Origin of the sequence: Bacillus sp. PAMC28748, from assembly GCF_014250415.1 — a bacterium.
In the GTDB taxonomy this organism is placed as follows: Bacteria; Bacillota; Bacilli; order Bacillales; family Bacillaceae; genus Bacillus; species Bacillus licheniformis.
The window spans coordinates 3,803,837-3,823,478 of record NZ_CP060192.1 but is presented as its reverse complement, the minus strand read 5'-3'; the positions used below and the strand labels follow the sequence as shown (position 1 = coordinate 3,823,478).

Below are 19,642 nucleotides of genomic sequence, written 5' to 3'. Positions count from 1 at the left end.
GAACATGGGCAATCGTATACCAGACGAAATTGTAGAACAGGTGCAGAAATCAGCTGATATCGTAGAAGTTATCGGAGAGTACGTCCAGTTAAGAAAACAGGGGCGTAATTATTTTGGGCTTTGTCCTTTTCATGGTGAGAACACACCATCTTTTTCCGTTTCTGGAGAAAAACAGATTTTTCATTGTTTTGGTTGCGGAGCGGGAGGGAACGTTTTTTCATTTTTAAGACAAATGGAAGGCTATTCATTTACCGAGGCTGTCTCTCACCTGGCGGACAAATATCAAATAGATCTGCCGGAGCAGGTCGCAGCTGTATCAGCATACAGCACAGGCAGTTCGGATGAACAGAAAATGGCGGAAGCTCATGATCTGTTAAAGAAATTTTATCATCATTTGCTCGTCAATACAAAGGAAGGCCAGGCAGCGCTCGATTATTTGCTTGAAAGAGGCTTTAAGATGGAGCAGATCGAGCAGTTTGAAATCGGATGCGCGCTTGACTCGTGGGATTTCATCACGAAGTTTTTGGAACGGAGAGGTTTTGATCTTGCGCTGATGGAAAGAGCTGGACTCATCATCAGACGCGAGAACGGCGACGGATATTTTGACCGTTTCAGAAACAGGATTATGTTTCCGATTCATGATCATCACGGCACAACGGTCGCTTTTTCCGGAAGGACGTTCACCGGGGAGCAGCCAAAATACATGAACAGCCCGGAAACGCCGCTTTTTCGAAAAAGCAAGCTTCTCTATCATTTCCATCAGGCCCGCCTTCACATTCGGAAAGAAGAAAGGGCCGTCCTTTTTGAAGGATTTGCCGATGTCATTTCAGCCGTCACCTCCGGTGTGAAAGAATCGATCGCCACGATGGGTACATCGCTGACGGAAGAACATGCGAAGATCATCAGGCGAAATGTCGGAGAGGTCATACTGTGCTATGACTCGGATCATGCCGGTTATGAAGCCACGCTGAAAGCGGCGGAGATTCTTCAGAAAAAAGGCTGCAACGTCAAGGTGGCCATGATACCTGACGGGCTGGATCCCGATGACTACATCAAAAAATTCGGCAGCGAGAAATTCAAAAATGATGTAATAGGGGCCAGCGTTACGATGATGACGTTTAAAATGAACTATTTCCGCAAGGGCAGAAACCTGTCTGATGAAGGAGACCGTTTAGCCTATATCAACGATGTACTGAAGGAAGTCAGCCTTCTCAGCGGTCCTTTGGAACAGGAAATATACATCAAACAGCTGGCAAATGAATTTTCAATCTCATTTGAATCCTTGAAGGATCAGCTTTCCGTATTTGAAAAGCAGGCTGCAAGCCGCAGCAGGGAAAGCAGCCGCCAGGACTCTAAAGAGCGGCAGGCGGCCGTATCGCGCGCCCCTCGGAGAAAGACGGGGCTTCGGCCGGCTCATGAGAATGCGGAGCGGATGCTCCTGGCCCACATGATTCATGACCGGGACGTCATTCGAAAGGTTTTGGAACGGGTGGGCTTTGAATTCAACCTTGATCAGCACCGAGCGATTGCCGCTTATTTGTACGCCATGTATGAAGAAGGAGCGGACATTTCCATCCAGGAGCTCTTTAAGAGAGTCGAGGATCAGGAACTTGGCCAGCTTCTGACAGATATCTTAATGCTTCAGGTGAACGAAGAATTAAGTGAAGCGGAATTATCTGATTATGTAAAAAAAGTGTTGAATTATCGAAATTGGTCAATGATAAAAGAAAAAGAAGCTGCAAGGGCGGAAGCCGAGAGGCAAAAAGACTTTATCAAAGCGGCGACTTTGGCGCAGGAAATTGTTAAGTTGAACCGTTCGCTGAAATAAACCGTTATATATAATAGGAAAAGCTTTTGGCAATGAATCCTAACGGAGGAGCAAAAGCTGCTTGTCCTAATCAATATATTGTCAATTTATGATTTGCTTTCCCGTGAAGCCGTAGATGAGAGAGAAGGCTTTACTCGTGAAATAGGAACAAAAAAGCGGGATGCTTTTAGAATTCGTCTGTAAGTTTTGGAAGGAGGGATCCATGAATGGCTGATAAACAAGCTCACGAGACCGAAACTGAATTCACATTTGAACAGGTGAGGGATCAATTAACAGAAGCCGGCAAAAAGCGCGGAGTGCTCACATATGAAGAAATTGCAGAGCGCATGTCCAGCTTCGATATCGAATCAGACCAAATGGATGAGTATTATGAATTTTTAGGAGAACAAGGCGTTGAATTAATTAGCGAGAACGAAGAAACTGAGGATCCTAATATTCAACAGCTGGCCAAGGCCGAGGAAGAATTTGACCTTAACGATTTAAGCGTGCCTCCGGGCGTTAAGATAAACGACCCTGTCCGCATGTACCTGAAAGAAATCGGACGGGTAAACCTTTTGTCTGCAAAAGAAGAAATCGAATACGCAAAAAAAATCGAGGAAGGCGACGAAGAGTCGAAGCGCCGTCTCGCTGAAGCCAACTTGAGACTTGTCGTCAGCATCGCAAAACGGTATGTCGGCCGCGGAATGCTTTTCCTTGACCTTATTCAGGAAGGAAACATGGGCCTGATGAAGGCGGTGGAAAAGTTTGACTACCGCAAAGGATATAAGTTCAGCACATACGCGACATGGTGGATCAGACAGGCGATTACAAGGGCGATTGCCGACCAGGCGAGAACGATCAGGATTCCTGTTCATATGGTTGAAACCATCAACAAGCTGATTCGTGTTCAAAGGCAGCTCCTTCAGGATCTCGGCCGCGAGCCAACGCCTGAAGAGATTGCGGAAGATATGGATCTGACGCCTGAGAAAGTCCGTGAAATCCTAAAGATCGCCCAGGAACCGGTTTCACTCGAGACTCCGATCGGTGAAGAGGACGATTCACATCTGGGAGACTTCATTGAGGATCAGGAAGCGACTTCTCCATCAGATCATGCAGCATATGAATTGCTGAAAGAACAGCTTGAAGATGTGCTGGATACATTGACAGACCGTGAAGAAAATGTGCTCCGCCTTCGCTTCGGCCTTGATGATGGTCGTACAAGAACATTGGAAGAAGTTGGTAAGGTGTTCGGGGTAACAAGAGAACGAATTCGTCAAATAGAAGCTAAAGCACTTCGTAAATTAAGACATCCAAGCAGAAGCAAACGCTTGAAAGATTTTCTCGAATAAACTTGAACGGGTCAGGAGATCCGTTCTTTTTTTCACAAAAGAAATGAAAGCGCTATTATTGGTAACCCGATTATATTTTACTTAATTTCTTTCGAATTTGCAAATATCCAAAAGTGTATTTTGAGTCATTATAACCTTGAGATCGAAGGAAAAGCCCTTTATAATGGTTGTTGTAACCGTATTCAAAAACTGGTTTTTAAATGGGAAATAAACAATCGCTTCATCGTCCATTTTTTTGTCTAAAATGTGAACTTCATCAGCTTTTGTTTCATAACCGGTTTACTTTTTGTAAAATTAAAGTAGAATTAGAATTGTTTACATAAGGGGCAGGGGCAAATTAAAAAGGGGGATGTAAAATGAACCGCAATCCATTGATACCATTTTTGTTAATCGCCATTATGGGCATAGGACTGGTTTTTATCTTATCTATAAAAGGCCTTTATGACGCAAAAGAAATTGCAGGCGAAGGGAATAAAACAGCTCAAGAAGACAAAGCCGATGCTTCGCCTGAAGAAATTTACAAAGCGAACTGTGTAACCTGCCACGGCGAGAATTATGAAGGTGTGTCAGGCCCTAAACTGAAAGGCGTCGGGGACCGGATGGATACAGGTGCGATTAAAGAAAAGATTGAAAAAGGCGGCAACGGAATGCCGGGAGGACTGGTCCCGGCGGAAAAGCTTGATGATATGGCCAAATGGGTGTCAGAGATTAAATAGCTTTCCCAGATTGGCTAAAACCGTTTAATCACTTAAAGGATTCGCAAAGAAAGCTTTGAAAAGAGCTTTCGGGCGAATCCTTTTTCTGTTTTTGTTCAATGAGGCTCTTGCTAGAAAAAGAGTCGCCTCGATAGGGTGATTTGTACTATTCCAGCATCTGCGATTCCATCCTTTCAGGCGGTGCGGCGCTATCGAAAGTAGGTCTTTATTACTTTTTCTGGAGGATTCACTCATCTTTGCAAGGGAAAAATAAGCAATCCACCCTATTTAAGTAAGATTGCATCTATTTTACTATTATATAAATGGAAAAAATGCAGCGGATGCCCTGTTGTCATCCGTCTATTTGAGTATTTCCCTGAGGTGAATCAAATGAGTCATGCGAGCACATTGAATCATATCCACAGCACGATTAACCAAAAGCTGGCCGATGTAGAAAGGCGGATTGAACGAGTTAAAACAGCAAAAAAGGAGATTGAGAAAGAACACGAAACCGGGATTGTCGAGATCAGGCAAATCTTGCACCCTCATCTGAACAGCCACTGGACAGGGGACTTCGCCAACGATTTTGATGGCGAACGGGATGAGGCTCATACATCTATGTACAACATCGTGAACGGAAAGTACGAAGGCTATATTTCCCAGCTGGAGAGAAAAATTTTTGCGCTCGAAGTTGAAAAGCACAGCCTTGAATTGGCGGGAGCGGCAGCTAAAGAGGCGGATCATTTGCTTTCTCTGGGGGAAAAAGCGGTTGATCAGTTGAGCGATAAAATCCGCTCAATCAAAAACAGTTGGAGCTGGTTTTAATGACGACAATCAAGCTGAAACATGAAACGGTCATCAAAAAGCTGGAGGCCGTAAGAGCGGCGATTGATGCCCTAGACCTGCCAAACCCTCCGAAAGCTGCAGGGAAAAATAAATTGACATATACGACAAAGTGCCACGAACGCGAGCAGAACATTCATCAGATGGTGGCCGATTACAAAAAAGCCGTACACAAAAACATAAAGGATACGAAGGAAAATGTCGATTTGCTGAAAGAGCAGGACAAAGCAATCGCCAGAAAATAGCCTGAGGTTAGAGAGGACAATTCAATGAAAGTATTTGAAGCGCATTCTTTAATTGAAGCAGCGAATAACCGCAAGAAACAATACGAAACCTTTGAGGATCAACTGCAAACGCTCAAAAAAGCGTTTCTCGGAGTCGCCGATTTAGGTGATGATTTTCAGGGGAAAGGTGCGGATAACATTAAAGACTTCTACAAGGGACAGGCCGAGATCGTTGACAGCTGGTTAAAGCTTGTTGAAGCGCAGATTGCTTTTTTTAATGGTGTATCAGGTGACATAAAAGACAAAAAGCTGTCCGATTCTTATGTGGAAGTCTCTTTTTTGGATCATGAACTGAAAAACGCTGATTTGAAAGCGACGGAAATCGTCTCGGGGCTCAAGCTGGAAATGGATAAAATCATCGCAAGCATCAGCGATATCGTTGATTTGGACAATTGGACGCTTGACGATTATATTGATAAAATGTCTAAAGCGCAAACAACTCGGCAAAACACCATCGACGCTGTGAATAAACTGGATGAATCGCTCAAGACCGAATACACAAACTTACAAGCGCTCGACAGCGCCGTGCTCGGCAAATATTCCGGGCTGATGGAAGCTACAAGTCATGGAAAAACCGCCTCACCGATGTATTTTAGCTTGAAATCGTTCCACTCAAGCGAGATCTATAAAAATACGATAGAAGTCGAAAATCAAGCCGCCAATTATATTGAATTCAAAAATGAACAGGCAGAAGCGCGCAGGCTTCAAGAAAAACAAGAAGAAGAAGCGAACAAGCCTTGGGATTTAAAAGCGCTTGACGCTGCCGGAACATTTGTCGGAGAAGTCAGCGGGTATTATGATTATAAGAGAGCCGCTGAAGGCGTCGACCCGGTCACAGGAGAAAAGCTGACAGACGGCCAGCGTGTCGCCGCCGGAGCAATGGCGGCAGCAGGATTTATTCCGATCGTAGGGTGGGCAGGCCGAGCCTTCAAAGGCGGAAAAGCCATTTATAAAACAGGAAAAGGACTCATCGCCGCTGATCACGCGCTTGACGCCTACAAAGCCTCAAAAACGTTGAACGTCTTGAAAATGACGGAAATGGGCGCCTACGGCCTTGTCGCTTCAAATGGGTTCTCAGAAGCCGTCACGGGCAAGGACATGTTTGGAAACAAAGTTTCTGAAGAGAGGCGGAAACAAGGCCTGATCGAAGCCACCTTGAGCCTCGTCGGTGCAGGTGCTGTCGCAAAAACGGCAAACCACGGCGCTCAAACATTGGCCAAAACGGCCGGCAAAAACATTCCGCTCGCCAAATCGCCAAAAGCAGCTCTGGTGCAAAAAGGAAACAACATCCTTGAAAAGGTGAAATCCTTCCAAGTCCCGACAAACGTCCGCGTCTACGTCGAACAGCCTGCCTCCGCAACAGGCCACCGCATCGGCACCCCAATTGTCCGCGTGAATGTTGAAAAAACGCCGGTGAAAGAGCTTGGAATTGTGAAGATGGTGAGTGGTGGGGGGAACGTCAGTAAGGGAGCCAGGACTGGTAGTAAAATAGATGTTGGAAAAGCTGATTTAGGTGTTCTGCGCCAAAAATGGAATGTTCCTAAAACTGACACTGTTGCGGTTGGAAAGACAGATGTGGAAGGTTTGGAAAATTTAGTATTTGAGGGTGGATCCCCTAAAGTTAGAAAAGAAGCCGGGCTTCCCGATTTAGACTCAGTAATGCCAGATAGACCTATAAAATCTCCAGGAAAAATCGCAAGTGCAACAAGACATGCTGAAGAAGGCGTGTTAAATGATTTTATAAGCAAAGTAGAAGCTTTAGGAAAAAATCCTGCTGAAATAACAGGAACATTAAAAATTCACCAATCTAATCCTAAAGGGGTTTGTCCAACCTGTATTCAAGGACTAAATAATCCGAATGTACCAGCTGGAGTATTTAAGCAATTTAGCGAGATGTTTCCTAATTTGACGATAGAAGTAACTTCTGAGACTATTCAAGGAATCAAGCCAAACGGAAGATTGAATTTAGTTATTAAAAATGGTGAATATATTTAATTGAGGAGTGTAGTATATGTTTCAAGAATGGGAAGAATTGAATGATGATTTAAAATCTGCATATTATTTAGGACTTTGTGAAGCAATAGTTCCTACATTAAAACAATCAAATGATTTCAATTTTATAAAAGAAGCATTAGATGCCTGCTGGAAGTGGCTTGAACACAAGAATATAGAAGCAGACGATCTTTATACTTACCTGGAAAATTTAGATGACACAGGGATTTTAACTTTAATGCAGCTTGAATCAAATGAAGATGATCTAGATGCTTGGATATGTATTGCTGATGCAATATCTTATACAATTTACAAAGCATATAAATATCAGAAAGATGAGTATTTACCTGAAACCATCGAATCTATTGATTCTTACGAGTTATTTGAGGAATTTCATAGTCACTTTAGTTTATTATCTAAAAATCCAGGTCAAAAAGAAAAAGCTTTTTTGAAGTTTTTGAAAAAAGAGGGGGAGAAAAAAATTTCCAGGGAGAGCATTCAAGATTTTTTACTTAATAGTGTAGAATAAAAATAAGAAAGTTGGGATATTCCAGCTTTCTTATTTTATCTAATGGATGGGAATATCAAGAATTTTAGAAAAGTGGAAAAAATAAAAAGCTCCCTATTTGGAACAGAGGCGGTGAAGCAACCGAAGAGTTATTGAAAAGGTGGTTATCTAAATGAATTTTGGTAAGAACACTCAATTAGTCGAAGAAGTAATGAGCTTTATTCGTAATAACAAGATGTTTTTCAATGAGAACTTTAATGTCCCTAATTTGCGAGTCATTAATAATTTTAGTGATGCCCAAAATTTTGCCTGGTCACAAGATTTAAAGAAGTTGATACAGTGTGGGAGCATGTTAAGTCATTAGAAACTGAAAATATTGCAGAAAAGATATACGATTTAGATTTAGCTACTCAGCAAGATGAATTATACGAGTATTTCGGTGACTATGAAAATTACTCTGAACATTTTCTTCCGTTTGATTATGTAGATATTCATGAGGAGATTGAAGGAGACCTCACAATGTGTGCTTTAAATCGGTTGGTCAATGGAAAAACAAATAATTTTTATGAAAAGGTTTTTGAGTTATATAAAGAAGGCGGATGGCCTTGCGGTTGGAAGGGAACATATCCTAAAGGGGAATTTATTGTGTTTGTCCCATCTAACAGCAATGAATAAGAAAAAATAAATATAATCATTTCAAGCCTTGATTAGCTGTATGCTTTTCAAGGTTTTTTAGAAATTTGATACAGGTTAGTGTTGACAATGAGTTAATGTATATAAAGGTAAATGAATTACAACGAAGTTCAGCCTATCACTTCCTACAGGTTTGAGCATAAAGAAAAGCGTCTTCGTAGAACAGCCGACCACATCGGCACTCCAATTGTCTGCGTGAATAAGGGAGGGTATCATGAATAATATATTTTTGGACAATTTGCAAAATAAAGTTAAAGTAGGCTTTGTTTTAACAGTTGCCGAAAGAGTATTTTCTGTAATCAGCAAAGATGATGAAAGGCATCCGGAAGGAAGAGAAGCATTGGACAAATGTTGGTTATGGGTTGAATCTCATGCCGTTACTGGTGATGACTTATACGAGCTAATTGATAACGCAGACTTTACAGGAATTTCAGAATTTGCTGAGGAAGAAGAAGACTCGAATATTGCCAGGCTGTGGTCGCTACTAGTTGATGCTGTCGCTTATACTTCTTGGGAAGCTTATAAAAAAGAAAAAGTAAAACATTTGCCACAAGCGTTAGAGGGTATAAATAAAGATAGCATTACCATCTTTTTAAATAGTACGGTGGAAACTGGTTTTATCACATCGAAAGAGGTTGAAAAGATAAGAAAGGGCATTGAGGTTTATCAGAGTGCAAAAGAGGAGATCCCCACAAATAGAGAAGCGTTTATAAAGTTATTTTAATTATGAAAGAACTCAATCGCAAGTTAAATATATGTTTAATAACCGCTCCTAAAGTTAAGAATAAACCACTTGATTGCCAAGCACAGGGGATACGATTCTTATATGGAAGACCCTTTTTTGGATCATGAAGTGAAAAACGCGGATTTGAAAGGGGCGGAAATTGTCTCGGGGCTCAAGCTGGAAATAGATAAAATCACCGTAAGCATCAGTGCTACCGTTCATTGGACAATTGTACGCTGGACGATTATATTGATAAAATATCTAAAGAGCAAACAACTAGGCAAAACACCATCGACTAAAAGTAGAACTCATTTTGATGTAAATTCAACTGTCATATTAGAATCGCAAAAGGCCACTATATTTTTAAGGGAAGTACAGTGGGTCCCGCTCAAAAAGAGTACACCTAAAACTCTTAGGACATGCTCAACTAACTCATGCTGAATCTCATGCAGGGCTTATGAAAGACACGGAAGAGTAACAAGCCAATAATAATTGAGGCTACCAAATAAGGTGGTATTAATATGATCACGTATAATGGACCGGTTGAAGAACCAATTGAAAACCCGAATGATGATTTTATAAGAAGTATTGTATTTGAAAAAGGCGAGGATTATTGGAAGCAAGGAAGCGGGGATTCATGTTTTGAAGTAGAGGGCTGTGATGAATGGTTAATTTTCTTTTATGATGAACCATATGGGTTCTTTATAATGAGACATCCAGACTACCTCGTTCCAATGAATAAAAATGTTGAAATAGAAACGGTGGAACATTTAGTAGGTGGGGAGCCAATGAAGGTTCCGTCTTGCAGCTATGTAGATCGTGGTTTAGCTTACCGTATAATTAATGAGTTTACTACCACTAAATCAATGCCGATTTTTATAGAATGGGTAGATTTGTATGAAATAGACTTTGACCATGGATTTTGATCTATATAGAATTATTCATATTTCATTTTGTCATACATAAAAGACAAGAAGACGATCATGATTATTGCTTGCTCCAAGTAGGAGAGCTTGTGGACACAGTCCTTTGTATTCTAGTGTCGGCAGTTTGGTCTGGCTGTGAAATAGAATGATCTCCGTCAGTCATCTAATGCAAATAGTAAAGTACTGACACATTATTTGTATAAAACTTGGTAATAAAACAAATAAGAGGACAAGACCTGAACTCAAGAGACGAATATACAAATCAGGAGTGAACGATTTGTCTAATTCCATAAAATCATTAGAACCTATAAATATACCGTGCGGCTGGTTCGTTAAATATAATGACTTAACCGACACACATGAAAAAGTTGAACCAAATACCAAATTATTAGAATTAGAAAAACAAAGATATCATGCTGCGGTCAAAATCATTAAAGGCCAGGATGAATATCTTATTCATATTTATGACAATCATAGAGAAACGATTGACACAATCAATGTTGAAGATCGCAGGCAGCTAGTAAAAGAGCTGGAACGGATCATTTGGAAAATAGAAGCGGCGGCATTTGGAGGGAACTTTTTCATTTTTGAAGGGCCTCCTGACTATTTACGTCTTAGAATTCCTCAAGGATGGACCGTCTCTTATAATAAACTAATTGATATCGATCCAGATCAGTTAGAGGAGGACAGTGATGACTGGTTTAACTTTACGTCATCATTACTACAGTTGGAGCATAAAGAAAGCCGCTTGATTTTAGATGTCGGCTGGTACGTGGATATTGAGCCTTCAGGCACTTTTTATATGCTATTAATTAAGAATTTGGACTGGGAAAACCCGTTAGAAGACATGGAAACGAGAAGACCGGAAAAATTAGTGGACCACATAGAAGCCGCCCTTCAAAAAGCAGCCGAACATCAATATAAATAGCCAGCCGATGCTTTGTTTGACTTCAGCCCCTCATTATTAATCGATTTTAGTCAGAAAAAGTTGTATTCCATGTACCTAGAACCAGCATGTTATGAAGAATATATACCAAAATCATTGGATTGGAGTTTATGAGGACTTTACAAGTCTAGTTCCTACAAATTAAAAGTATTGGATAAATCATAAAGGGAAAAGTTTATTTTAAAAAAGATAGGAGAGTTTCTAATGAATAGTAATGATACGGTAACCATGTTGAATGAGGAATTTGAGAATGATCAGACAGGTGAAAAGGTCGAAGGCATTACGATTATCGTAGATGGACAATTTAAACAAGTTTTAGATATCATTAAAGCCAAAAGCGACAGTTACCAGAATTACACTGAAATCATACGGGACGCCCTTTTTGAAGGTGTAAACAGCATGACGATGAAGCTGAGAAATAAAGAATAATAATGAATGATTAAAACATCACCCGATTTACAAAAAGACAAACAGAGCTCCCGAATTTTTGCTTGTTAAGGGGCTCTTTTTTTACAATGATCATTCTATAAGACATCTTGCTGTCCGGCATCGGAGTGATGTCCCGGTAATGAACTGAACAATTTAGATATGATCTAGATAAAGGCGTTCAAAAAAAGGCATGTAGAAAGTTGGTTTTTAAAGATGAACATCAACAATATACACGATTTTAATTTAAACCAAGAAAATGACTTCTTAACGATACAAACAAAACTAAAAAAACATATCAATCTAGAAAACCCCATCAGTAAAGACGCTCTGCAAACCTGTGCGGGGGTTGATTTAGCTTATTGGGAGAAAGATGGTGAAGCATTTGGTGTCTGCAGCATCATCGTGCTGGATTTTCATACGAAGCGTGTCATTGAAAAAGTACATTGTGCAGGGAAAATCGCCGTGCCTTATATCGCAGGGTTTCTTGCTTTTAGGGAGCTGCCGCTTATTATTAAGGCAGCTAAAAAGCTGACGATTGAACCGGATGTTTTTTTATTTGACGGGAATGGCTATCTCCATATTAACCATATTGGATTGCGACACATGCTGCGTTTTTTCTCGAAAAGCCAACGATCGGCATTGCGAAAACTTACTTGAAAATAAAACAAACTGATTTTGTGATGCCTGATAATAAATTCGGCGCTTATACAGATATTGTGATTGATGGCGAAGTCTACGGACGTGCGGTGCGGACAAGGCAAGATGTCAAACCGATATTTCTATCATGCGGACATTTGATTGATTTAGACAGCAGTTATGACATCGCGATGAGCTTAATCAATCGAGAAAGCAGGCTGCCGATTCCGGTTCGGCTCGCGGATCTTGAGACCCATACTTTACGTGGATATTACAGAGAGAATCCAAAATTGACCGAGTAGAATGTTGATTTGCTGTTCCAGCTTGGAAAGTAAAGCGATTTTTTATATGATAGTAAAAGTAAAATGAATCTAGAAAAGTAGTGATGATTGTGAATGAATTGAAGTTATCGAAAAGGCTGCAGACTGTGGCGGAATACATAACAAAAGGGGCTGTTGTGGCTGATATCGGGTCTGATCATGCGTATTTGCCTTGCTATTGTGTGCTGAATCGCCTGGCAAGCGCCGCGATCGCCGGAGAAATCACAGATGGTCCGTTTCTTTCTGCGAAACAGCAGGTTGAGAAACTGCAGTTAAGTTCGCTCATATCCGTCAGGAAAGGAGACGGGCTTGAAGTGATTGAAAAGGGCGAAGCCGATGTGATCACGATTGCCGGAATGGGTGGCTCGCTCATTGCTCACATTCTAAAAACGGGCAAGGATAAGCTCTCAGGTAAGGAGCGTTTGGTTTTACAGCCGAATATCCACGCTCACCATATTAGAGAGTGGCTCTACCAGGAAGGCTATGCACTGATCAATGAAGAGATCCTTGAAGAAGACGGCAAGTACTATGAGGTTCTCGTGGCTGAAGCGGGCGATCGGGATGCGGCTTACGATGGGGTTTCCTTTGCGGCAGGCATGCTTGTCGGCCCATTTTTGGTCAAAGAACAAAATGATGTTTTTATCAAAAAATGGTCGCAGGAGCTGAAACATACGGAAAACATCTATCGACAAATTGAAGCGGCTCCTCCGAGTGAAGAAAATCGACAAAAATTGCTTGAGCTGTCAGAACGGATAGAGATCTTAAAGGAGGTACTTAGAAGATGACAAAAACGATAAACGGGCATGAAATCATTCAATTGTTTGAACAGTTCTCGCCTAAGTCTTTAGCCGTTGAAGGAGATAAAATCGGCCTGCAAATCGGCACGCTGAACAAAACGGTGGCCAATGTCATGGTCACGCTTGATGTTCTCGAAGAAACGGTTGATGAAGCGATCGCAAAGAACGTTGATTTAATTATTGCGCACCATCCCCCTGTTTTCAGGCCGCTGAAACATGTCATCACAGATCAGCCCGGCGGAAGGCTGATCGAAAAGTGCATCAAGCATGATATCGCGGTTTATGCGGCTCATACGAATCTCGATGTCGCTGACGGCGGTGTCAACGACATGCTAGCGGAAGCGCTGGAATTAAAGAACACAAAAGTTCTGGTTCCAACCTATGAAGAGCCGCTGAAAAAACTTGCCGTCTATGTCCCGAAAGATTATGAAGAACAGGTACGCACAGCTCTTGGAGACGCTGGAGCCGGCCATATCGGCGCCTACAGCCACTGTGCGTTTTCTGCAGAAGGAGTCGGCAGCTTCAAGCCGCTATCTGAAGCTGATCCGTTTATCGGCAAGCGGGGCGAGCTTGAACGGGTCGAAGAGGTAAGAATCGAGACCGTTTATCCGGCGGGTATTGAAAAATCCGTGATCAAAGCGATGAGTGAGGCCCATCCGTATGAAGAAGTGGCCTTTGATATTTATCCGGTCGAGCAGAATCCGCTTCAAAAAGGGCTGGGCCGCATCGGTGAATTGAATGAAGAGATGACACTCGAAGCGTTTGCCCGATATGTGAAGGAAAAGTTGGAGGCGAACGGAGCGCGGATGGTGGGCAAGTCTGATGCGAAAGTGAAGAAGGTCGCCGTATTAGGCGGTGACGGCAACAAATACATCCATCATGCAAAACGTATGGGCGCTGATGTATATGTCACGGGAGACCTGTATTTCCATACGGCGCACGACGCCATGATGATCGGGCTGAATGTAGTTGACCCCGGCCATTATGCTGAACAAATCATGAAAAACGGGGTTGCAAAAAAGCTGACAGCGATGTGCCGGGAGAAAAAATTTGATGTCTCGGTCTTTCCATCGGATACGAATACGAATCCGTTTACGTTTGTATAAAAAACAAAACCTGAAGCTATTAGCGCTTCAGGTTTTTGCTTTTACTTTAGGCAAGATTTTATGCAGCGGTACTTCGTGACTGATCTTCCATGTGGACGGATCTTCATGATCGAATTGCTCTAAAAAGCGGATGACTTCCTTTGTAATCGGGGTCGGTGTCGATGCGCCGGCCGTTACAGCGACGGTTTCTACGCCGTCAAGCCATTCCAGCTTTAATTCGCTTAAATCACCGATCCGGTATGCTTTCGTGCCCGCGATTTCTTCGGAGACCTGGGCGAGGCGGTTTGAGTTATTGCTTTTCGGATCGCCGACAACGATCGTCAAATCGGCTTTTTTCGCTTGTTCGGACACCGCTTCCTGACGCACTTGGGTGGCCAGGCAAATCTCCTGGTGGAATTCAACATCCGGATATTTTTCTTTTACCTTTTCCATAATATCGTGGACATCCCATTGGGACATCGTCGTTTGGTTCGTGACAATCAGTTTCTCCGCTTCAATGTCCAGCCTTTCCACATCTTCTTCGGTTTCAACAAGATGAACGATATCCGGGGCGACGCCGACCGCTCCTTCAGGCTCCGGGTGTCCTTTTTTTCCGATGTAGATGACGTGATAGCCTTCGGCTTTCATTTTCCGGATTAAATCGTGTGTTTTTGTCACATCAGGGCAGGTGGCGTCAATCGCGACAAGACCTTTATCCTCAGCTATTTTGCGGACTTCGGGCGAAACGCCGTGAGCGGTGAAGATCACCGTTCCTTTGTCGACCTGATTCAAAATCTCGAGCCTGTTCGGGCCGTCAAGCGTATAAATGCCCTCTTTTTCAAATGCGTCTGTGACATGTTTATTGTGAACGATCATTCCTAAAATATAAATAGGTCTCGGCAGACTTTTATCGAGAGCCGCGTTTTTTGCGATGACCATGGCGTCGACGACACCGTAGCAATAGCCGCGCGGCGATATTTTAATTACGTTCATTCTTAGTCCTCCTATAAAGAAGTAAGAGCCGGGCATGATAAAAAGCCGTAAAAAACGGCTTATTTTTGCAGTCTCTATAGACCTCATTATATCTGATCCCGCAGGAGATATCAAAGAATGTTATATATACAGTTTAGGTTTAGATCCTCCGGTTTTTCTTTTTGCAGACGGAGGGGCTGAACGGCTCTGTTTTTTTCTGATTTCTTCGGGTTTGGATTTTTCGGGTTTTTTGGATGACACTTTAATTTCTTCTTTCTTTTCGCCGCTCGTTTCGGTCTTGTGTTCCGGTTCGTCTTTTTGTTGTTCGCCGTCTTCTGCTTCCGTATCATCGGAATTCAGCTGTCTGAACATTTTCACCATTCCGGGGAGATTGCGGACGAGCGGTCCGTATTGCTGAATCATCGGTGTTACTTGCTGGGCTACGCCGAGCGCTTTTTGAACATTGCCGAGCATATTTGAAATGGTAGACGGATTGGCCAGACCCTGAATGCCTCCAAGGCCGCTTCCGGTTCCGCCGAGACCCGCTCCTGTTCCCCCGGATGCGGCAGATCCGGGAAGAAATTTCGAGAGCAACCCCTGAATCCCTCCTCCTCGCGCGCCTGCTTGCTGCTGGGCGGCGCCCATTGGCTGAAACATCTGCTGCAGGCCACGCTGCTGCGCTTGAGGGGGCTGCATTCCCATCCCCGGATGTCTCGGCATCAAGGCTCTGCCGGGCCTTTGCGGCGCCTGCGGTCTTGGCTGATTTCTCATCGGCTGTTGCTGAAACATACTTGTACCTCCTTTCAAAATCCTTCTCTTGATAGGGTATGCACCAACGGTGGCAAAGTGCCTTTGTCCGCCGGCCCGATTAGGGCGGGGGTGATGGTTTTTTTCTGCAGGATCAGTTATAATTTAATGATGGACATGATATCAGCCTTTTTTTTAGCAGTGCGGCATAAAAAAGGATACATAAGCGCACAATTCAGCCATATAGGATAAAGCTTGGAGCGCCGGAATAACGGCTTTCCAAGAAGGAGTTGGGAAAATGAAACAAACGAAATTTGAAATGTACGATTTAAAGCCGTTTATTATAGAGGCTGTTCACCACTTGGGATTTTATGAGCCGACTGATATTCAAAAGCGGTTAATCCCTGCGGCGCTGAAAGGAGAGAGCGCGATCGGGCAGTCGCAGACAGGTACGGGAAAAACGCACGCCTATCTGCTCCCGCTTTTAAGCAGGATCGATCCTGAAAAAGAGTTCGTTCAAGTCGTGATTACGGCTCCGACAAGGGAGCTGGCCAACCAGATTCATCAGGAAGTTCTGAAAATCACCAAGTTTTTAGGGCCTGATGAAGCGATTCGTTCGAAATGTTTCATCGGCGGTACCGATAAACAAAAATCGATTGACAAATTAAAAACGCAGCCCCATCTGGTGGTAGGTACGCCGGGGCGAATTGCAGACCTGATCAGGGAGCAGGCGCTCGATGTTCATAAAGCCGGTTCGCTCGTTATTGACGAGGCGGACTTAATGCTTGATATGGGATTTTTGGAAGATGTCGATTTTATCGGGTCGCATATGCCGGAAGGCTTGCAGATGCTTGTATTTTCCGCAACGATTCCCGAAAAATTAAAGCCTTTCCTGAAAAAATACATGGCCAATCCGAGGTATGCACATGTTGAGCCGAAGCACATCACGGCTGAAAAAATCGAACACGTGCTGATACCTTCCAGGCACAGGGATAAAAATGAGCTGCTGCTCGAGGTCATGACCCATTTAAATCCGTATTTGGCGATTGTTTTCGCCAATACAAAAACAACGGCCGACGAGATCGCCGCTTATCTGACGGACAAAGGGATGAAAGTCGGACTTCTGCACGGGGGGCTTACGCCGCGGGAACGAAAAAAAGTGATGAAGCAAATCGGCGATCTGGAATTCACCTATATCATAGCCACTGATTTGGCTGCAAGGGGAATCGATATTAAAGGCGTCAGCCATGTCATTAACTATGAACTGCCTGATGATCTTGACTTTTACGTTCACCGCGTCGGCCGTACAGCGCGCGCCGGAACATCCGGAACAGCGATGACGTTTTATGATACATCTGATGAAGATGCACTTGTGAAGCTTGAACAGATGGGGATCGTGTTTGAAAACATGAGGATTGAAAAAGGCGAGTGGAAAAAGATCGATGACCGCAAGCGCCGTCAGAACCGAAAAAGAACGCCTGATGAAACGGATGAGGTCGCCAAGCGGCTTGTGAAAAAACCGAGAAAAGTCAAGCCTGGATATAAGAAGAAAATGCAGACGGAAATCCAAAAAATAAAAAGACAGCAAAAAAGAAAGCAATTTAGAAAAGGAAAGTAGGGGAAACAGTTTTGTTGAAAATCGGTTCACATGTCTCAATGAGCGGAAAACATATGCTGCTTGCGGCCAGTCAGGAGGCAAGCTCCTACGGCGCCAATACATTTATGATCTATACGGGAGCGCCGCAGAACACGCGCAGGAAAAAAATCGAGGATTTGAATATTGAAGCGGGAAGGGCTCACATGGAAGAGAACGGCATCTCTGATATCGTCGTTCATGCCCCGTATATTATCAATATTGCCAATACAACGAATCCGGCCACATTTGAGCTCGGTGTCGAGTTCTTGCGTTCTGAAATTGAAAGGACGTCGGCAATCGGCGCCAGACAAATCGTTCTTCACCCGGGAGCTCATGTAGGCGCAGGCGCAGAAACGGGCATTCAAAAAATCATCGAAGGATTGAACGAGGTCATCGACCCGAATCAGAATGTGCAGATCGCTTTGGAAACGATGGCCGGGAAAGGTTCAGAATGCGGGCGGACGTTTGAGGAGCTTGCACAGATCATCGACGGCGTTACACACAACGAGCATTTATCCGTCTGCTTCGATACATGCCATACCCATGACGCGGGTTACGATGTAGTATCCGACTTTGACGGTGTCTTAAACGAATTCGATAAAATTGTCGGAATCGACCGTTTAAAAGTGCTTCATATTAATGACAGCAAGAATGTCAGAGGTGCGAGAAAGGACCGCCACGAAAACATCGGATTCGGAGAAATCGGTTTTGATGCGCTCCAATACATCGTTCACCACGATCAGCTGAAAGATATTCCGAAAATCCTTGAAACGCCTTATGTAGGAGAAGATAAAAAGAACAAAAAGCCGCCTTACCGGTTTGAAATTGAAATGCTCAAAAATAAACAGTTTGATGAAGAGCTGCTTGAAAAAATCAAGCAGCAATAAAAAAAGGGGGGCACACCAGCTCCCCTTTTATGATACGTATTGAGCAAACAGCTGGTTCAATAGCTGCACCGCTTCTTTTGAAGTGACCGCTTCCACTTGCTTGAGCAGTTTATTGCGTTCTTCTTCATTAAAAATATTGATGTTTTTTCCTTTCACAAGCTTTTCCACTTCAAGCGCCTGTTTTCTTGTTACTTGAATTCCGTATTGTTTAGCGTACTTCAGCACCTCGTCAGCCGTGACCTGATTTAAACGCTGCAGCACGATCTTTTGAAATAAAATCACGTCCATTCCTCCCCTCTGAACTAATGTATGGCGTAAAATTAAAAATGTGTCATTTTTTTATTTCAGTCTGTTAAATGATATGATAGTGATAAGGAACGGTTTGGCCAGTTTGTGAAAAGGAGAGACAGAATGGCAAAGACTCAAAAACAGCATAAAAAAGAATCAGCGGTCAAAAAAGCGTTTAGGATCGTCATGATTCTTATCGGGGCTGCCTGTGCTGCCGCCAGCATCGAATTATTTCTAGTGCCGAATAACATCATCGACGGGGGCATTATCGGCATTTCATTAATATTGGACTACCTCTTTAAAGATAACCCGTATATCAACTTCGCTCTGCTCGTCGTCGTTCTCAACATCCCGTTTATGTTTTCAGGCTACAAACACATCGGAAAAACGTTCTTAATTTCAACACTAATCGGAATCGTCAGCTTGTCAATTATTGAAACACTGTTGCATCATGTAGAAGGGGTTACGACTCAGCCCGTCCTGGCAGCCGTATTCGGCGGTCTTCTGCTCGGATTCGGCGTAGGGCTTGTTATTCGTAACGGCGGTTCTATGGATGGAACTGAGATACTCGGCATTTTGCTTACGAAAAAGCTGCCGTTTTCTGTCGGCGAATTTGTCATGTTCGTCAATGTCTTTATTTTTGCATGGGCGAGCTTTGTGTTTGGCCTTGAGCAGGCTATGTTTTCGGTTATGACATATTATATTGCGATGAAGACGATTGATGCCGTCATTCAAGGGCTTGAAGAGACGAAAGCGGTCATCATCGTTTCAGATCAATACGAGGAGATTTCCGATTCGCTGCTGCATCGCCTCGGCCGGGGAACGACCAAGCTCAAAGGGAAAGGCGGCTATTCCGACGAGGACACAGAAGTGATTTATGCCGTTGTGACCAGGCTTGAAGTGACGAAGCTGAAATCGATTGTCTTCGATATTGATCACAATGCTTTTATAACGATTATGGACACGCACGAAACGCGCGGAGGAAAGTTTAAAAACGCCATCCATTAGGCTTTCATTTACTTTTTTAAAGTTTATATGTATAATTTAAAGATGAACTGGTCAATCGTGAAAATGGCTT

20 protein-coding genes and 1 pseudogene are annotated in these 19,642 nt (G+C 43.2%); 18 read left to right on the top strand and 3 right to left on the bottom strand.

Features of this window, described 5'->3' with window-relative positions:
* Window positions 1-4: 4 nt before the first annotated feature.
* The 15 genes and pseudogenes from dnaG (at window position 5) to H7F26_RS19705 (ending at window position 14,055) form a co-directional block, all read left to right on the top strand.
* The gene (dnaG, locus tag H7F26_RS19780; protein ID WP_003183611.1) at window positions 5-1,828 is read left to right on the top strand and encodes a DNA primase; all 1,824 of its coding nucleotides are present in this window, start codon (window positions 5-7) and stop codon (window positions 1,826-1,828) included.
* A 206-nt stretch (window positions 1,829-2,034) separates the two neighbouring features.
* On the top strand, window positions 2,035-3,156 hold the full coding sequence (gene rpoD / locus H7F26_RS19775; RefSeq protein ID WP_003183609.1) for an RNA polymerase sigma factor RpoD: 1,122 nt from the start codon (window positions 2,035-2,037) through the stop codon (window positions 3,154-3,156).
* 356 nt (window positions 3,157-3,512) lie between these two features.
* Complete coding sequence (gene cccA, locus H7F26_RS19770) at window positions 3,513-3,872, top strand: cytochrome c550 (protein WP_003183607.1); 360 nt, start codon at window positions 3,513-3,515, stop codon at window positions 3,870-3,872.
* 369 nt (window positions 3,873-4,241) lie between these two features.
* Window positions 4,242-4,676: a YwqH-like family protein gene (locus H7F26_RS19765; RefSeq protein WP_003183606.1), complete on the top strand. Its 435-nt coding sequence runs from the start codon at window positions 4,242-4,244 to the stop codon at window positions 4,674-4,676.
* Window positions 4,676-4,939, top strand: coding sequence for a YwqI/YxiC family protein (locus H7F26_RS19760; protein WP_003183604.1), 264 nt, complete (start codon window positions 4,676-4,678; stop codon window positions 4,937-4,939). The genes H7F26_RS19765 and H7F26_RS19760 overlap by 1 nt, the downstream gene beginning before the upstream one ends.
* Before the next feature lie 24 nt (window positions 4,940-4,963).
* Window positions 4,964-6,973 (top strand): ribonuclease YeeF family protein, encoded by a 2,010-nt coding sequence (locus H7F26_RS19755; RefSeq protein ID WP_003183602.1) that lies wholly within the window; start codon window positions 4,964-4,966, stop codon window positions 6,971-6,973.
* Window positions 6,974-6,989: 16 nt separating this feature from the next.
* Window positions 6,990-7,499 (top strand): Imm6 family immunity protein, encoded by a 510-nt coding sequence (locus H7F26_RS19750; protein WP_003183600.1) that lies wholly within the window; start codon window positions 6,990-6,992, stop codon window positions 7,497-7,499.
* A gap of 318 nt (window positions 7,500-7,817) precedes the next feature.
* Window positions 7,818-8,153 (top strand): hypothetical protein, encoded by a 336-nt coding sequence (locus H7F26_RS19745; RefSeq protein ID WP_003183595.1) that lies wholly within the window; start codon window positions 7,818-7,820, stop codon window positions 8,151-8,153.
* Between the two features lie 232 nt (window positions 8,154-8,385).
* Window positions 8,386-8,895, top strand: coding sequence for an Imm6 family immunity protein (locus H7F26_RS19740; protein WP_009327873.1), 510 nt, complete (start codon window positions 8,386-8,388; stop codon window positions 8,893-8,895).
* Between the two features lie 521 nt (window positions 8,896-9,416).
* Window positions 9,417-9,821 (top strand): hypothetical protein, encoded by a 405-nt coding sequence (locus H7F26_RS19735; protein ID WP_003183588.1) that lies wholly within the window; start codon window positions 9,417-9,419, stop codon window positions 9,819-9,821.
* Window positions 9,822-10,089: 268 nt separating this feature from the next.
* Window positions 10,090-10,749 carry a hypothetical protein gene (locus tag H7F26_RS19730; protein ID WP_223307053.1) on the top strand — a complete coding sequence of 220 codons (660 nt, stop codon included), beginning with the start codon at window positions 10,090-10,092 and terminating at the stop codon, window positions 10,747-10,749.
* A gap of 222 nt (window positions 10,750-10,971) precedes the next feature.
* Window positions 10,972-11,196 (top strand): hypothetical protein, encoded by a 225-nt coding sequence (locus tag H7F26_RS19725; RefSeq protein ID WP_003183583.1) that lies wholly within the window; start codon window positions 10,972-10,974, stop codon window positions 11,194-11,196.
* A 213-nt stretch (window positions 11,197-11,409) separates the two neighbouring features.
* Window positions 11,410-12,134 (top strand): annotated as a pseudogene (locus H7F26_RS22095) (endonuclease V).
* A gap of 155 nt (window positions 12,135-12,289) precedes the next feature.
* Window positions 12,290-12,937 carry a tRNA (adenine(22)-N(1))-methyltransferase gene (locus H7F26_RS19710; RefSeq protein ID WP_025804967.1) on the top strand — a complete coding sequence of 216 codons (648 nt, stop codon included), beginning with the start codon at window positions 12,290-12,292 and terminating at the stop codon, window positions 12,935-12,937.
* Window positions 12,934-14,055, top strand: coding sequence for a Nif3-like dinuclear metal center hexameric protein (locus tag H7F26_RS19705; RefSeq protein ID WP_003183574.1), 1,122 nt, complete (start codon window positions 12,934-12,936; stop codon window positions 14,053-14,055). Before H7F26_RS19710 ends, H7F26_RS19705 begins: the two co-directional genes overlap by 4 nt.
* A 27-nt stretch (window positions 14,056-14,082) precedes the next feature.
* Here the strand turns inward: H7F26_RS19705 and H7F26_RS19700 are convergent, their stop codons facing one another.
* Window positions 14,083-15,027: a 4-hydroxy-3-methylbut-2-enyl diphosphate reductase gene (locus H7F26_RS19700; RefSeq protein ID WP_003183572.1), complete on the bottom strand. Its 945-nt coding sequence runs from the start codon at window positions 15,025-15,027 to the stop codon at window positions 14,083-14,085.
* A gap of 120 nt (window positions 15,028-15,147) precedes the next feature.
* Window positions 15,148-15,795 (bottom strand): VrrA/YqfQ family protein, encoded by a 648-nt coding sequence (vrrA, locus tag H7F26_RS19695; protein WP_003183571.1) that lies wholly within the window; start codon window positions 15,793-15,795, stop codon window positions 15,148-15,150.
* A 256-nt stretch (window positions 15,796-16,051) separates the two neighbouring features.
* Between vrrA and H7F26_RS19690 the strand changes: the two genes are divergently transcribed.
* A complete protein-coding gene (locus H7F26_RS19690) occupies window positions 16,052-17,371 on the top strand; it encodes a DEAD/DEAH box helicase (RefSeq protein WP_003183569.1) in 1,320 nt (439 codons plus the stop codon).
* Between the two features lie 11 nt (window positions 17,372-17,382).
* On the top strand, window positions 17,383-18,276 hold the full coding sequence (locus H7F26_RS19685; RefSeq protein WP_003183567.1) for a deoxyribonuclease IV: 894 nt from the start codon (window positions 17,383-17,385) through the stop codon (window positions 18,274-18,276).
* 27 nt (window positions 18,277-18,303) lie between these two features.
* Here the strand turns inward: H7F26_RS19685 and H7F26_RS19680 are convergent, their stop codons facing one another.
* Complete coding sequence (locus H7F26_RS19680; RefSeq protein ID WP_009327878.1) at window positions 18,304-18,558, bottom strand: DUF2624 domain-containing protein; 255 nt, start codon at window positions 18,556-18,558, stop codon at window positions 18,304-18,306.
* Window positions 18,559-18,687: 129 nt separating this feature from the next.
* Here H7F26_RS19680 and H7F26_RS19675 point away from each other — a divergent pair, with 129 nt between their 5' ends.
* A complete protein-coding gene (locus tag H7F26_RS19675) occupies window positions 18,688-19,572 on the top strand; it encodes a YitT family protein (RefSeq protein ID WP_003183563.1) in 885 nt (294 codons plus the stop codon).
* The last annotated feature ends 70 nt before the right edge of the window (window positions 19,573-19,642 follow it).

Bases quoted from the DNA above. Each gene is read 5' to 3' on its own strand.
- H7F26_RS19700 (WP_003183572.1), bottom strand. From the start codon at position 15,027: ATGAACGTAATTAAAATATCGCCGCGCGGCTATTGCTACGGTGTCGTC.
- H7F26_RS19735 (WP_003183588.1), top strand. From the start codon at position 9,417: ATGATCACGTATAATGGACCGGTTGAAGAACCAATTGAAAACCCGAAT.
- rpoD (WP_003183609.1), top strand. From the start codon at position 2,035: ATGGCTGATAAACAAGCTCACGAGACCGAAACTGAATTCACATTTGAA.
- H7F26_RS19765 (WP_003183606.1), top strand. From the start codon at position 4,242: ATGAGTCATGCGAGCACATTGAATCATATCCACAGCACGATTAACCAA.
- cccA (WP_003183607.1), top strand. From the start codon at position 3,513: ATGAACCGCAATCCATTGATACCATTTTTGTTAATCGCCATTATGGGC.
- H7F26_RS19755 (WP_003183602.1), top strand. From the start codon at position 4,964: ATGAAAGTATTTGAAGCGCATTCTTTAATTGAAGCAGCGAATAACCGC.
- H7F26_RS19705 (WP_003183574.1), top strand. From the start codon at position 12,934: ATGACAAAAACGATAAACGGGCATGAAATCATTCAATTGTTTGAACAG.
- H7F26_RS19760 (WP_003183604.1), top strand. From the start codon at position 4,676: ATGACGACAATCAAGCTGAAACATGAAACGGTCATCAAAAAGCTGGAG.
- H7F26_RS19740 (WP_009327873.1), top strand. From the start codon at position 8,386: ATGAATAATATATTTTTGGACAATTTGCAAAATAAAGTTAAAGTAGGC.
- dnaG (WP_003183611.1), top strand. From the start codon at position 5: ATGGGCAATCGTATACCAGACGAAATTGTAGAACAGGTGCAGAAATCA.
- H7F26_RS19675 (WP_003183563.1), top strand. From the start codon at position 18,688: ATGGCAAAGACTCAAAAACAGCATAAAAAAGAATCAGCGGTCAAAAAA.
- H7F26_RS19750 (WP_003183600.1), top strand. From the start codon at position 6,990: ATGTTTCAAGAATGGGAAGAATTGAATGATGATTTAAAATCTGCATAT.
- H7F26_RS19725 (WP_003183583.1), top strand. From the start codon at position 10,972: ATGAATAGTAATGATACGGTAACCATGTTGAATGAGGAATTTGAGAAT.
- H7F26_RS19690 (WP_003183569.1), top strand. From the start codon at position 16,052: ATGAAACAAACGAAATTTGAAATGTACGATTTAAAGCCGTTTATTATA.
- vrrA (WP_003183571.1), bottom strand. From the start codon at position 15,795: ATGTTTCAGCAACAGCCGATGAGAAATCAGCCAAGACCGCAGGCGCCG.